General features: G+C 72.6%; 13 protein-coding genes and 1 riboswitch. Of the genes, 11 read left to right on the forward strand and 2 right to left on the reverse strand.

The genetic code is table 11. The features are described 5' to 3' along the window. Positions 1 to 13 precede the first annotated feature (13 nt). The 3 genes from ACPPVX_RS19610 to ACPPVX_RS19620 all read left to right on the forward strand — a co-directional run bounded on the left by ACPPVX_RS19610 (position 14) and on the right by ACPPVX_RS19620 (position 3065). Complete coding sequence (locus ACPPVX_RS19610; protein WP_426572268.1) at positions 14 to 1057, forward strand: phosphotransferase family protein; 1044 nt, start codon at positions 14 to 16, stop codon at positions 1055 to 1057. Between the two features lie 52 nt (positions 1058 to 1109). Next, positions 1110 to 1997: a MurR/RpiR family transcriptional regulator gene (locus ACPPVX_RS19615; protein WP_426572269.1), complete on the forward strand. Its 888-nt coding sequence runs from the start codon at positions 1110 to 1112 to the stop codon at positions 1995 to 1997. A gap of 102 nt (positions 1998 to 2099) precedes the next feature. Next, positions 2100 to 3065 (forward strand): TauD/TfdA family dioxygenase, encoded by a 966-nt coding sequence (locus ACPPVX_RS19620; RefSeq protein ID WP_426572270.1) that lies wholly within the window; start codon positions 2100 to 2102, stop codon positions 3063 to 3065. A gap of 10 nt (positions 3066 to 3075) precedes the next feature. On the opposite strand, the gene ACPPVX_RS19625 is transcribed toward ACPPVX_RS19620, so the two are convergent. Both ACPPVX_RS19625 and ACPPVX_RS19630 read right to left on the reverse strand, forming a co-directional pair. After that, positions 3076 to 3909 (reverse strand): serine hydrolase domain-containing protein, encoded by an 834-nt coding sequence (locus ACPPVX_RS19625; RefSeq protein WP_426572271.1) that lies wholly within the window; start codon positions 3907 to 3909, stop codon positions 3076 to 3078. Next, positions 3902 to 4699: a phytanoyl-CoA dioxygenase family protein gene (locus ACPPVX_RS19630; RefSeq protein ID WP_426572272.1), complete on the reverse strand. Its 798-nt coding sequence runs from the start codon at positions 4697 to 4699 to the stop codon at positions 3902 to 3904. Before ACPPVX_RS19630 ends, ACPPVX_RS19625 begins: the two co-directional genes overlap by 8 nt. Positions 4700 to 4774: 75 nt before the next feature. On the opposite strand from ACPPVX_RS19630, the gene ACPPVX_RS19635 reads away from it, so the two are divergent. From ACPPVX_RS19635 to ACPPVX_RS19670, 8 genes are all read left to right on the forward strand, one after another. Then, positions 4775 to 5023 (forward strand): MGMT family protein, encoded by a 249-nt coding sequence (locus tag ACPPVX_RS19635; protein ID WP_426572273.1) that lies wholly within the window; start codon positions 4775 to 4777, stop codon positions 5021 to 5023. Between the two features lie 68 nt (positions 5024 to 5091). Continuing rightward, on the forward strand, positions 5092 to 5655 hold the full coding sequence (locus ACPPVX_RS19640) for a hypothetical protein (protein WP_426572274.1): 564 nt from the start codon (positions 5092 to 5094) through the stop codon (positions 5653 to 5655). Positions 5656 to 5679: 24 nt separating this feature from the next. Next, on the forward strand, positions 5680 to 6165 hold the full coding sequence (locus tag ACPPVX_RS19645) for a glutathione peroxidase (RefSeq protein WP_426572275.1): 486 nt from the start codon (positions 5680 to 5682) through the stop codon (positions 6163 to 6165). A 179-nt stretch (positions 6166 to 6344) separates the two neighbouring features. After that, on the forward strand, positions 6345 to 7508 hold the full coding sequence (locus tag ACPPVX_RS19650; protein WP_426572276.1) for a DEAD/DEAH box helicase: 1164 nt from the start codon (positions 6345 to 6347) through the stop codon (positions 7506 to 7508). 255 nt (positions 7509 to 7763) lie between these two features. Then, on the forward strand, positions 7764 to 9149 hold the full coding sequence (locus ACPPVX_RS19655; RefSeq protein WP_426572277.1) for a DUF222 domain-containing protein: 1386 nt from the start codon (positions 7764 to 7766) through the stop codon (positions 9147 to 9149). A gap of 126 nt (positions 9150 to 9275) precedes the next feature. Next, a riboswitch (SAM-I-IV-variant riboswitch) is annotated at positions 9276 to 9396 on the forward strand. 59 nt (positions 9397 to 9455) lie between these two features. Beyond that, positions 9456 to 10685 (forward strand): homoserine O-acetyltransferase MetX, encoded by a 1230-nt coding sequence (metX, locus tag ACPPVX_RS19660; protein ID WP_426572278.1) that lies wholly within the window; start codon positions 9456 to 9458, stop codon positions 10683 to 10685. Beyond that, positions 10682 to 11881, forward strand: coding sequence for a trans-sulfuration enzyme family protein (locus ACPPVX_RS19665; protein WP_426572279.1), 1200 nt, complete (start codon positions 10682 to 10684; stop codon positions 11879 to 11881). Before metX ends, ACPPVX_RS19665 begins: the two co-directional genes overlap by 4 nt. Beyond that, entirely contained in the window at positions 11874 to 12671 is a 798-nt protein-coding gene (locus ACPPVX_RS19670; protein WP_426572280.1) for an Fpg/Nei family DNA glycosylase, read from the forward strand. The genes ACPPVX_RS19665 and ACPPVX_RS19670 overlap by 8 nt, the downstream gene beginning before the upstream one ends. Positions 12672 to 12673 lie beyond the last annotated feature (2 nt).

The raw sequence follows: 12673 nt of genomic DNA on the forward strand, positions 1-12673 counted from the left end.
GCCAGGTCGGCCGATGGACGAGCTGGTGGACCGCACCCGCATCTCTCCTTCCCTCGGTGCACCGATGGCGACTGGGCTCGGGAGGGCGCGCGCCCTCGGGGCGCTCCAGGCGATCGGGGCCTCCTCGGTGGGGCTGGCCCGGGCCGACAGCGTCACCAACGAGGTGTGGATGACCGATGACCTGGTCGTCCGCATCAACCGCGATGCCAGCCACCGCCTCCACCGCGAGGCGGTGCTCTCGCAGGTCCTGCCGCCCGAGGTGGGCTACCCGCCCCTGATCCAGCACGGCGGCGATGTCGGCGACGACTGGCTCGTGGTCCGGCGCCTGCCCGGCGTCCCGTTGAGCCGCGCCTGGCCGACGCTGTCCACCGACGAGCGCCGCGCGGCCGTGCGCAAGATCGCCTCGCGCCTGCGGGCGGTGCACCAGACCCCGTGCCCCCGCCTCGACGGCCTCCACGACGCGCCCCAGCTGCTCGATCCCGCCCCGTCGGGCAGCCAGGCGGTCCAGCGGCTCCTGAACGCCATCGCCCGCGCCGGGCAGCTGCCGAACGTCGATCCGTCGCTGTTCGACGATGCCGCCGACCTCGTGCGGAGCACGGCCGATGCGCTCGACCCGTTCGACGCCGGCACGATCGTCCACGGCGACCTCACCTTCGAGAACATCATGTGGAACGGCAGCGAGGTGACCGCGCTGCTCGACTTCGAGTACGCCCGCCCCGGCCCGCCCGACCTCGACCTCGATGTGCTCATGCGCTTCTGCGCCCTGCCCCACCTCCACGTGGCCCCGGACTACGAGCACCTGACCAAGGCCGAGGACTACGCCGAGGTGCCGTGGTGGTTCGCCGAGGAGTACCCCGAGCTGTTCTCGCACCCCCGGCAGCTCGATCGCGTTCGCCTCTACAGCATCGCCTGGGACGTGCGCGAGATCCTCGAGTTCCCCCCGCAGGAGTCGCTCACCCGGCTGCACAAGCACCACCCGTACCAGCGCCTCTCGCAGGCCCTGCGCGGCACCCACTACCTCGACCGCTTCAACGGCGAGGCGTCCGTCCACTACTGATCGGTCCGCGCTCGGGACGATCGGTGCCGGGTGGGCGCGTACGGTGGGCGCGGTGCGAGCAGACGGAGCAGCAGAGATCCCTGGTGGCGTGCCGGGCACGAGCGTGGTCGTCCGCATCCGCAACGCCTCGGCCTCGCTGACGCCCGCTGAGCGGCGCGTGGCCGACGTCGTGGCGGCCGACCTGCAGCTCGTGGCCTTCGGCACCGTGGCCGATGTCGCCCGCGCGGCGGGGGCGAGCGGCGCCTCGGTCGTCCGCCTCGCCGCGAGGCTGGGCTACGACGGCTTCGTGGGGCTCCAGGACGCCGTCCGCACCGAGCTGGCCGACCGGCTGCGTCCCGCCGCGGTGCGCATCCGCGACCTCCCTCCCGGCGATGTGGTGGCCCGGGCGATGGCCACGTCGATCGAGGCGGTCGAGGACACGCTGTCGGGCATCGACCGGGCTGCGTTCGACGATGCCGTGCGGCTGCTGTCCGACCGCGGCCGGCGCATCGCCGTGATCGCCGGCGATGCCGGTGCCGGCATCGCCGGGCACGCGGGCGACGAGCTGCGGATGCTGCGGTCGCAGGTCGAGGTGGTCGGCGGCACCCCGGTGTCGGTGGGGCAGTCCATCGCTCGGCTCGACCCGGGCGACGTGGTGCTGGCCCTCGACCTCCGCCGCTACGACCGGTGGCTGCTGCGGGCGGTCGATCACGCCGTCGCCGAGGGCGCCGTGCTGATCGCGCTGACCGACGGGCCCCTCTCGCCGCTCGCCCGGCTGTCGCGCGCCCTCCTGGTGGTCGAGGGCGAGGGGATCGGGCCCTTCGACAACTACGTCGGTGCCCTGGCCCTGCTCGCCGCCCTCGTGGCCGCCGTGGCCGAGGAGCTGCGCGACGACGCCACCACCGACCTCGACCGGGTGGAGCGCACCTGGCAGGCCCTCGAGGCGCTCACCGACGGCTGACCGGGCTTCCGAGCGGTTGCAACATCTGTTTCAGACGAGGTGGTATCCTGAAACGAACGTTTCGGACGGTTCGTCGCCGTCGCACCGCAAGGAGGACCACCCGTGGCTGTCGCAGCGCTCCCCACCCATCCGGGCGGGTTCCATGCCTTCTCGCAGCTGGCGGCACCTGTCGGTGTCCACCCCGACGAGGAGGCCTTCGTGGCCGCCGCGTCCAGCGCCGGGCGCTCGCTCGACCCCGAGCTCGAGCACGCCCTCGATGCGTTCGCCCACGACCCCGGGCCGGCCGGTGCCCTGCTGATCCGGAACGTGCCGGTCGGCACCGTCCCCGCCACACCGGCCGCGCCCACCGCCCCCACCGGCAAGGACCTGCGGTCGGAGCTGGTGCTCCTGGCCATCGCCCGCCGACTCGGCGAGCCCGTCGGCTACGCACCGGAGCACGGCGGATCCATCGTCCAGAACCTGGTCCCCACCCGCGCCGACGTCGGCCGCCAGACCTCCACCTCGTCGGGTGTCGACCTCGCGTTCCACACCGAGACCGCCTTCCACCCCCACGGCCCGCGCTACCTGCTGCTGCTGTGCCTCCGGGGCGACCCGGCCGCCGCCACCACCATCGCGTCGGTGCACGACCTGCTGCCCGCGCTCGCGCCCGCCAGCATCGATGCACTGCGCCGGCCGGAGTTCCGCACCGCGGTCGACGAGTCCTTCGGCGGGCGTCCGGGCGAGGCGGTCGGCGCCCCACGGCCGGTGCTCGGCGGCTCCGACGACCAGCCCTGGCTCTGCTGGGACGCCGAGCTCACCACCGGCACCACCGCACGGGCCCAGGCCGCGCTCCGAGACCTCCACGCCGCTGTGGCCGAGCGCCAGCGCGCCATCACCCTCACCGACGGCGACCTGCTCGTGATCGACAACACCCGGTGCGTGCACGGCCGGCGCCCGTTCCAGGCCCGGTTCGACGGCAGCGACCGCTGGCTGCAGCGCAGCTTCGTGGTGGGCAGCCTGGCCCCATCGGCCGGCGAGCGCGACGGCCGGATCATCACCACGTCGTTCGCAGGGCCAGCCGCCGCCTGACGGGTGCCGGTCAGCGCGACGAGGCGTTGACCACGGCGTCGGACAGCGGCGGCCAGGCGTGCAGCGCCCAGGGGCCGAAGTTGCGGTCGGTGAGCACCACCAGGCTGCGCTCGATGGCCGGATCGACCCAGAGGAACGTGCCGGCCGCGCCGAAGTGGCCGAACGTGGCGGGGGAGTTGAGCCGGCCGGTCCAGTGCGGCGTCTTGTAGCCGCGGATCTCGAACCCGAGGCCCCAGTCGTTGGGCCGCTGCGGGCCGATGCCCGGCAAGATGCCGGCCAGGTCGGGGTAGGCGACCGTGGTGGCCTCGTGGAGCGTGGCCGCGTGCACCAGCGTCGGCCGCAGCAGCTCACCGGCGAACTTGGCGAGGTCGGCTCCCGTGGACCAGGCGCCGTGGGCGAGCGACCCGCCGCGGATGTCGGTGTGGAACATGCCGAGCGGCTCGAACACGGCCAGCGTGACGTAGTCGCTCGCCGGCATGCCGGCGGCGTGGGCCAGGTGCTCGCCGAGGGCGTCGAACCCGGTGTTCGAGTAGATGCGCTTGCGCTCGGGGAGCAGCAGCACGCCCGTGTCGAAGCCGTACCCGCCGGCGTGCGCGAGCAGGTGGCGCACGGTGACCCCAGGAGGTCCGGTGGGCTCGTCGAGGTCGAGCGTGCCCTCCTCGACCGCGATCAGGCAGGCGTAGGCGGCGAGCAGCTTGGTGACCGAGGCGAGGCGGAACGAGCGGTCGCCGGGCCCGATCGTGGCCAGGGTGGCCTCGGGCCCGACCACGGCCGCGGCGATGTTGGTGGCCTCCCAGCCCCCGGTCTCCCAGAGGGCTGCCGCCAGGTGGGCGTCCTCAGACAACGTCCCAGACCATCCCGTCGTCGCCGGGGGCGGCGCCGTCGGCGAGCAGGCGGTCGGCAGGGGAGCGGCGGTCGATGTGGCCGATCAGCCCGTGGTACACCCCGTAGCCGCACAGCTCCTGGAGCCGCGGGCTGAACGTGCGCGCCACCTCGGTGGGGATGCCCAGCTGCTGGTTCTCCTGCTGTCGGATCCAGCCCGCGCAGTAGTTCATGGCGATGCCCACGCGTCGCTCGGACGTGGTGTTGGCGCCGCCTCCGTGCCACAGGCTGCCGTGCCAGATCAGCACGCTGCCCGCCTCCATCTCGGCCGGGATGCTGTCGTAGGACGTGCCGAAGTCGGGAGAGCGGTCGGCGAGGTGCGATCCGGGGATGATGCGGGTGGCGCCGTTGGCCTCGGTGAAGTCGGTCAGCGCCCACATCGAGTTGCAGACCGTGGGCACGTGCGGCTTCGGCAGCGGGATGATCTGGTCGTCGGCGTGGATCGGCTGCTCGGTCTCGCCCGGTCCGATGGCGATCGACGACAGCGACGACACCAGGCACCCGGCGTCGAGCACGCCCTCGACCACCGGCAGCACGGCCGGGTGGACGGGGACCTGCTGCCACACGGGGCCGTGGGCCAGCAGGTTGTAGACCCGCAGCGTCTCGGTGCCCTCGAACCCGTTGGTGGCGGGCCGGGTGCCCAGCTCGACGTGGAGCCGATCGAGGTCGTCGAGCAGCTCGGCGACGAGGTCGGCGCTGATCACATCCCGGAGGATGGTGTAGCCCTGCTCGGCGAGGTCTGGATCAGCCACCAGGCAGATGGTAGGCCGGTCCTCGTGGGTGGGGGTCGGGGAACCGCAGGTGAGGGCGATGCGTTCGAGGCCGCCGTGGCCCGCGTCCTCGATGGGCTCCACCCGGGCGATGTCGTGACGTACGGCGAGGTGGCCACCGAGGCCGGGTTCCCCGGTGCCGCCCGAGCCGTCGGCCGGATCCTGGCGACCAGCGGCGGGGCGTACCCGTGGTGGCGGGTGGTCAACGCGTCGGGCCGGCTGGTCCCCGGTCACGAGGCGGAGCACGAGCGCCGGCTGGCGGCCGAGGGCGTCGAGCTCCGCAACGGCCGGGTGCGGCGACGCTGACCTGCACTTCCCCGGTAGTACCTTGCTCCGGTCTGGAGGCGGTCATGGTCTGGGGTCGACGTTCGCTGGTGCCCCTGCTGCTGGTGGCCGTCCTGTCGGTGGCCGGGCTGGCGGCGTGCTCCCACGACGATGGGCCCAAGGTGCTGGTCATCGGCGACTCGCTCACGTTCGGCTGCCAGCTCCAGGGCCTCGGCAAGCACGGTCCCGGCACCTGGACGATCGATGCGGTCATCGGCCGGCGCACCGAGGCGGGGATCCTGGCGGCCACCGAGCACCACCCCGAAGGCTTCGACCAGGTGATCATCGCCCTGGGGACCAACGACTACTACCTGTCCGAGCAGGCCTTCTCCGGACGGATCGACAAGATGATGGAGGTGATCGGCCCCGACGTCCCGGTCACCTGGGTCAACGTCGACACCGGCACCACGCACCTGGCCCCGGCGACCGAGGGGGTCAACCCCGCGCTGGCCGCAGCACCCGGCCGCCACCCCTCGCTGAAGGTCGCCGACTGGGATGCGTTCATCAACGCCCGCGCCGACGTCGACTCGCTGCGCGCCGGAGACGGCATCCACTACAACACCGATGGCTACGACGTCCGGACGCAGTGGATGGAGTCCCTCGTCCCGACGTGAGCGGCCGCAGATAGGGTCCCGGCCATGAGCATCTACGACCATCCCGTGCAGGCCCTCGACGGGTCCGACGCCGACCTCCACGACTACCAGGACCAGGTGGCGCTGGTCGTCAACGTCGCCTCCAAGTGCGGCCTCACGCCGCAGTACGAAGGGCTGGAGAAGCTGCAGGAGACCTACGGCGACAAGGGCTTCACGGTCCTCGGCTTCCCGTGCAACCAGTTCCTGGGCCAGGAGCCCGGGAGCAACGACGAGATCGCCACCTTCTGCTCCACCACCTACGGCGTCACCTTCCCGATGTTCGACAAGATCGAGGTCAACGGCGAGGGCCAGCACCCGCTCTACGCGGAGCTCACCCAGGTGGAAGACGCCGACGGCGCGGCCGGTGACGTGCAGTGGAACTTCGAGAAGTTCCTCGTCGCCCCCGGCGGCCAGGTGACCCGCTTCCGTCCCGGCGTCGAGCCCGAGGACCCGGCGATCGTCTCCGCCATCGAGGCCAACCTCCCCGCTTGACCTGAGGGGTCATCAGGGGGATCGCGGATCGGACCGCTCGGACCTCTAACCTGGGACGAGCGGGTCAGCGCCCAAACTGCTTGTCGGGCGGATCCGCGGGTCACCTCGCAACGCGTTCGTCTCATCGATTCGAGAGCCGGAGGAAGACCCTCCACTCGAAGAGAATCCGGAGACAACCAGTGACCACCTCGTTCGACGCCCTCGGCGTCGCCCCCGACCTGGCCGGCGTGCTGTCCGCTCAGGGCAAGACCCACGCGTTCGCCATCCAGGAGCTGACCATCGCCGATGCGCTGGCCGGCCGCGACGTGTGCGGCAAGGCCAAGACCGGCTCGGGCAAGACCCTCGCCTTCGGCCTGCCCGTGCTGCAGACCGTCAAGACCGCCGAGCCCTGTCGGCCCCGCGCCATCATCCTCGTCCCCACCCGGGAGCTCGCCACGCAGGTGAAGGAAGAGCTCGAGCCCATCGGTGCCGTGCGCGACATCACCGTCGCGGCCATCTACGGCGGGGCCGACATCGAGAAGCAGATCAAGAAGCTGAAGGCGGGCGTCGAGGTCATCGCCGCCACCCCCGGCCGCATGATCGACCTCATCGACCGCAAGGAGCTCGACCTCACCGACGTCGGCATCGTGGTGCTCGACGAGGCCGACCGCATGGCCGACATGGGCTTCATGCCCCAGGTCGAGTGGATCCTCCGCCACATCCCTGGCGACCACCAGACCCTCCTGTTCTCGGCCACGCTCGACGGCGTGGTCCAGGGCCTGATCGACCGCTACCAGACCGACCCGGTCCGCCACGAGGTCGAGTCCGAGGGCGTCACCGTCGCCAGCATGACGCAGCGGTTCCTCCGGGTGCACCAGATGGACAAGGTCAAGGTGGCCGCGGCCATCTCCCGCAGCGGCACCAAGACGCTCATGTTCACCCGCACCAAGCGCATGGCCGACAAGCTCGTCGACCAGCTCAACGAGCAGGGCGTGAAGGCCGCGGCCATCCACGGCGACCTGCGCCAGAGCCAGCGCGAGAAGTCGCTCGCCGACTTCATGGCCGGGAAGCTCTCCGTGCTCGTGGCCACCGACGTCGCCGCCCGCGGCATCCACGTCGACGACATCGACATCGTGATCCACTTCGACCCGCCGGAGGACCACAAGGCGTACCTCCACCGCTCGGGCCGCACGGCTCGTGCCGGCCAGGGCGGCCTCGTCGTCACCCTGCTGCTCTGGGACCAGGAGCTCGAGGTCAAGCGCCTCCAGAAGCGCCTCGGCGAGGACCAGCCCATGCCCGAGGTGTTCTCCAACAACCCCATCCTCCAGGACCTCACCAACTGGGTGCCCGTCGAGAAGGTCTGATCCAGCGTCGGCCCGGCGGGCCGTCAGCAGGCGGGTGTCCGGTATTGATGGGGGCGATGGCCCCGGCCTGAGGCATCGCTGGAAGCCGTGAGGAACATCGAACAAACGTTCGATGTTTGGTGAGGGCGTCGTACACTGAGGTGCATGACCCCGCCCCGCCACTCGGATGATGCCGCTGGGGCGGCGGGCGCAGCGGCGGACGCCGCCTATGACGCCATCTGCGAGGAGATCGCCTAGGTCCAAGGGGTCATCAACGTGGCCGAGGCGCGGCTCGTGGAGCTGACGCGGCGCGGGGTCCAGGCGGGGGTGTCGGGCGGCGACAACCTGTCGCCGCAGAAGTGGCTGGCCTGGCGGGCGGGAGTCGCTCCGGGCCGCGCCGGCGACATCGTGCGGTTGGCCGAACGGGCCGAGGAGCTGGCCCACACCCTCGCCGCGCTGGCGGCGGGGGAGCTCACGGTGGACCAGGCGGCCGAGGTCGCCCGCTACGTGCCGGCCCGCTACGACGAGTCGGCGGCCCGCGTCGCGCAGTGCTGCACGGTGAAGCAGCTGCGCCAGGCGCTGCCGTGGTACCGCGACCCCAAGCCCAAGCCCGAGCCCGCACCGGGGGCCGATCCCGGTCCCGATCCCGAGCTCCACGGCAGCGTGTCGAGGGGGTACGACGAGCGGGGCTACTTCGCGCACATCCGCCTGCCCGAGGCCAAGGGTGCGGTGTTCGATCAGGCGCTCAAGGGCATGGAGGAGGATCTGCGACGGCAGGCCAGGGCGACGGCGCCCGAGGGCGTCGACCCGGAGCCGGTCTACGCCGCCGATGCCCTCGTCGCCTTGGCGGAGGCGGCGCTGCGCGCCGGCGAGGCGGCCCGCCCCGGCACCGACCGCTACTTGGTCCACGCCCACCTCGAAGCGGGTCCCAACAGCCTGGAGCTGATGACCCACCTCGGGGTGGTCCTGCCCGAGGGGCAGCGCCGCCACATCCTCTGCGATGCCCGTCTGCGCGGCATCGTGCACGACGGCATCGCCCCCATCGGCGTCGGCCGTGTCACCCGTGCCATCAACCGGCGGCTGCGCCGTGCGGTCGAGCACCGCGACGGCGGTTGCTGTTCGGTGCCGGGCTGTGGGCGCACCAGCGGCCTGGAGATCCACCACATCTGGCACTGGGAAGACGGCGGCTCCACCGAGACGTCGAACCTCATCACCCTGTGCGGCCACCACCACCGCTGCCACCACCAGGGCACGCTCGGCATCGACGGCAACGCCGACCTCCCTCGGCACGCCGCACCCGGCGTCGTGTTCACCAACGCCCGGGGCCTGCCGCTCGATGCCGTCGGCCACCCCGTCCGGCCGGCGCCTCCCGCGCCGGCCACCACCCCGGCCGAGCGGGTCCGCGACGTTGCCGCCGATGTGGGGATCCGTCCTCACCGCTACATCCCGCCCACCGGCGAACGCCTCGACCGCTGGGGCTTCCACCTCAACGCCCGCCTCCCAGACCCTCCCGCCGGCAGCGCCTCCGCTGACGACGATGATCCGCCTCCGCCTCCGCCGCCGGTCACGGGCCACCGGCCCGGCGCCGTGCCGCCCCCACCCGACAGCCCCGCCGGCGGCGCCCCCATCGACCCCACCCGGGCCGGCCCCGCCGACGCCTGAGCTCTCGCTCGGTTCGCACCCCAGCCCCGCGCGTCTCCACGCACCGACCCGCCGACCCTGAGGTGGGTGCTTCGGCGCGCCCCGGATTCGGTTCGCTCCGGGTGGCCGGTCTTCGCATACAGTGGCGCTCGTCATCAAGAGCGGCCTGGGTTCTCCCAGGTCCGGCAACCTGGGAAGGACACCCAAGGTGCCTCTCGCCTCCGGGCGGGGATGTGGCCGGCAGCCGCCGGCAACGAAGTGTCCGGGCTCCGGCCCGCCGCTTGGCACCAGGTGACCGAACCCCGCAGATCCGCGAGGAGGTCGATCATGGAAGAAGCCGCCGGGCACTGGTCCGATGCCGCCTCCTTGGCCATCCCTCCGTGGATCCAGCCGCACTCGAGCACGGTGCCCGCCACCGGCGCGTGGCACCCGAGCGACCCTCCGGGCCAACGGCAGTTCATGCGGATGGCCGTCGACCGGGCGTTCGTCCTCGAGGGCGGTGGGCAGCTCCACGACCTCCTCATCTGCTTCGAGACGTGGGGCACCCTCAACGAGGACGCCAGCAACGCCGTGCTGGTCTGCCACGCCCTCACCGGCGATGCCCACGCCGCCGGCCCCGCGGGCGACGGCCACCCCACCCCCGGCTGGTGGGACGACTTCATCGGGCCGGGCAAGTCGCTCGACACCGACCGCTGGTTCGTCGTGTGCGTCAACGTGCTGGGGGGCTGCCAGGGATCGGCCGGCCCGGCGTCGCCGATGCCCGACCGGCGCGGCTGCTACGGCCCCAACTTCCCGGTGGTGTCGATCCGCGACATGGTCCGCACGCAGGCCCGGGTGGCCGACGCGCTGCACATCGCCCGCTGGCACGCCGTGGTCGGCGGGTCGATGGGTGGGATGCAGGCGCTGGAGTGGGCGGTCATGTACCCCGAGCGGGTCGCGCGCTTGGCCGTGATGGCCACGTGCACCGCCGCCACCGCCCAGCAGATCGCCTGGTGGAGCACCGGTCGCCGGGCGATCGCGCTCGATCCGAAGTGGCGCGACGGCCACTACTACGACGCCGTGCCCGGCGACGGCCCCCACGCGGGCCTGGCCCTGGCCCGGCAGATCTCGCAGGTCACGTTCCGCAGCGATGACGTGTTCACCGACAAGTTCGGGCGGGAGCCGGTCGAGCCGTTGAACGGCCGCTTCGAGATGTGGCAGCGGTTCGAGGTGGAGCGCTACCTCGACTACCACGGCATCAAGCTGGCGCGCCGGTTCGATGCCAACTCGTACCTGCTGCTCACCAAGGCCATGGACCTCCACGACCTGGGTCGCGGGCGAGGTGGCCTCGCCGCGGCGCTCACGCGGATCTCGGCGCCCGTGCTCTCCATGGGCATCACCTCCGACATCCTCTACCCCGAGTACCAGTCGGTGGACCTGGTGGCGGGGGTCGAGGCCGTCGGCGGCACCGGCGTCTACCACCAGATCGACAGCCCGCACGGGCACGACGCCTTCCTCATCGACCACGACCAGGTGGCTGATGCCCTGGTCCCGTTCCTGGAGACGACCCCGCAGTGAGCAACGACCACGATCCCGGCCTGCACCCCGACACGGTCGCCATCCGCACCGGGCGGGTGGGCGATGCCACGTCGCTCGCCCCCGTGCTGTGGCCCACCTCCACGTTCGTGTCGCCTTCGGTCGACGATGCCCGCCGCATGGCCACCTCGGTCGGGGCCGACCGCTTCTACTCCCGGTACGGCAACCCCACCGTGAGCGGGTTCGAGCAGGCGATCGCCCAGCTCGAGGGGGCCGAGGCGGCCCGGGCGTTCTCGTCGGGCATGGGCGCGGTGTCCGCCGTGGTGCTCGGGCTGTGCTCGTCGGGCGACCACATCGTCGCCCAGCGCCAGCTGTACGCCGCCACCCAGCTGCTGTTCCAGGCGGTGTGCCCGCGCTTCGGCATCGACGTCACGTTCGTCGACGGCACCGAGCCCGGCGCGTTCGCCGCGGCGGTCATCCCCGGCAAGACCACGCTGGTGTTCGCCGAGACCCCGGCCAACCCCAAGCTCGACGTCATCGACCTCGACGAGCTGGGCGCGATCGCCGGGCCGGTCACGGTGGTCGACTCCACCTTCGGCACCCCCGTGCTCCAGCAGCCGCTGCGCCACGGCGTCGACCTGGTGCTGCACTCGGCCACGAAGGGGATCGCCGGCCACAACGACGCCACGCTCGGCGTGGTGGCCGGCAGCCGGGAGCTGATCGATTGGCTGTGGGGCTTCGCCGTGCTCCAGGGCGCGTCGGCCTCGCCGTACGACGCCCTCAACGCCACCCGCGGCATCCGCACCCTGCCCATCCGCGTCGCCCGCCAGTCGGCCACCGCGCTGGCGCTGGCCTCGGCCCTGGAGGCGCACGACGCGGCCACCGACGTCCGCTACCCGGGCCTGGCCTCGCATCCGCAGCACGAGCTGGCCGCCCGCCAGATGTCGTCGGGCGGCACCCTGATCGCGTTCGACGTGGTCGGCGGGCTCGAGGGCGGTCGCCGCTTCGTCGAGGCGGTCCGCATCGCCCAGCACGCCACCTCGCTCGGCGGCCCCGAGACCCTGGTCACCCACCCCGCGTCCACCACCCACGTGAACCTGCTCCCCGAGGAGCTGGCCGCCAACGGGATCGGGCCGGGCACCATCCGGGTGTCGGTGGGGCTCGAGCACGCCGACGACGTCATCGCCGACTTCACCCAGGCGCTGGCCGTGGCGTCGGCCGCGGGCGCTGGTGCCTGAGCTCCTCGAGGTCGAGGCCTACCGGCGGCAGGCCGACAGGGCGGTCGGGCGCACCGTCGAGGTGGTCGAGGCACCCGACAGCTGGTTCTTGAAGGGCGGGATCACGCCGGCGGAGGTGATCGCCGCGGTCGAGGGCGCCACCATCGAGGGCACCGAGCGAGTCGGCAAGCTGCTCCTGGTCGACCTGGGTCCGGTCCGTCCGGTCCTGGGGCTGCGGTTCGGCATGACCGGACGCCTGCTGCTCGACGACGAGTCGCCCATCGACCGCCTGGAGTACTGGCCGCACGCCGACAAGCCCGAGTGGGAGCGGTTCGCCCTGCGCTTCTCCGACGGGAGCCGCCTGGTCACCTCCGACCCGCGCCGGCTCGGGGGTGTGGAGCTCGATCCCGACCGCGGCGCCCTCGGCCCCGACGCGTGGTCCATCACCCTGGCCCAGCTCACGGCGGCGCTCGCCGGATCGCAGGCGCCGCTCAAGGCCCGGCTGCTCGACCAGGCCCGCATCGCCGGGCTCGGGAACCTGCTGGTCGACGAGACCCTGTGGCGGGCCCGGCTCGATCCGGCCCGGCCTGCCGGGTCCCTGACCCTCGCCGAGCGTCGTCGGCTCCAGCGCCGGATCGTGGCGACGGTGACCGACCTGTTCGAGCGCGGCGGCTCCCACATGGGCGATCTCCAGGACCAGCGGCGCCGCGACGGCCACTGCCCGCGGTGCGGATCGCCCCTCGAACGACGGACGATCGGTGGCCGGACCACCTACTCGTGCGGGGCCTGCGGTCAGTCCGCCGCAGGCTGACC

This window comes from Aquihabitans sp. McL0605 (assembly GCF_049993875.1).
Taxonomy (GTDB): domain Bacteria; phylum Actinomycetota; class Acidimicrobiia; order Acidimicrobiales; family Iamiaceae; genus Aquihabitans.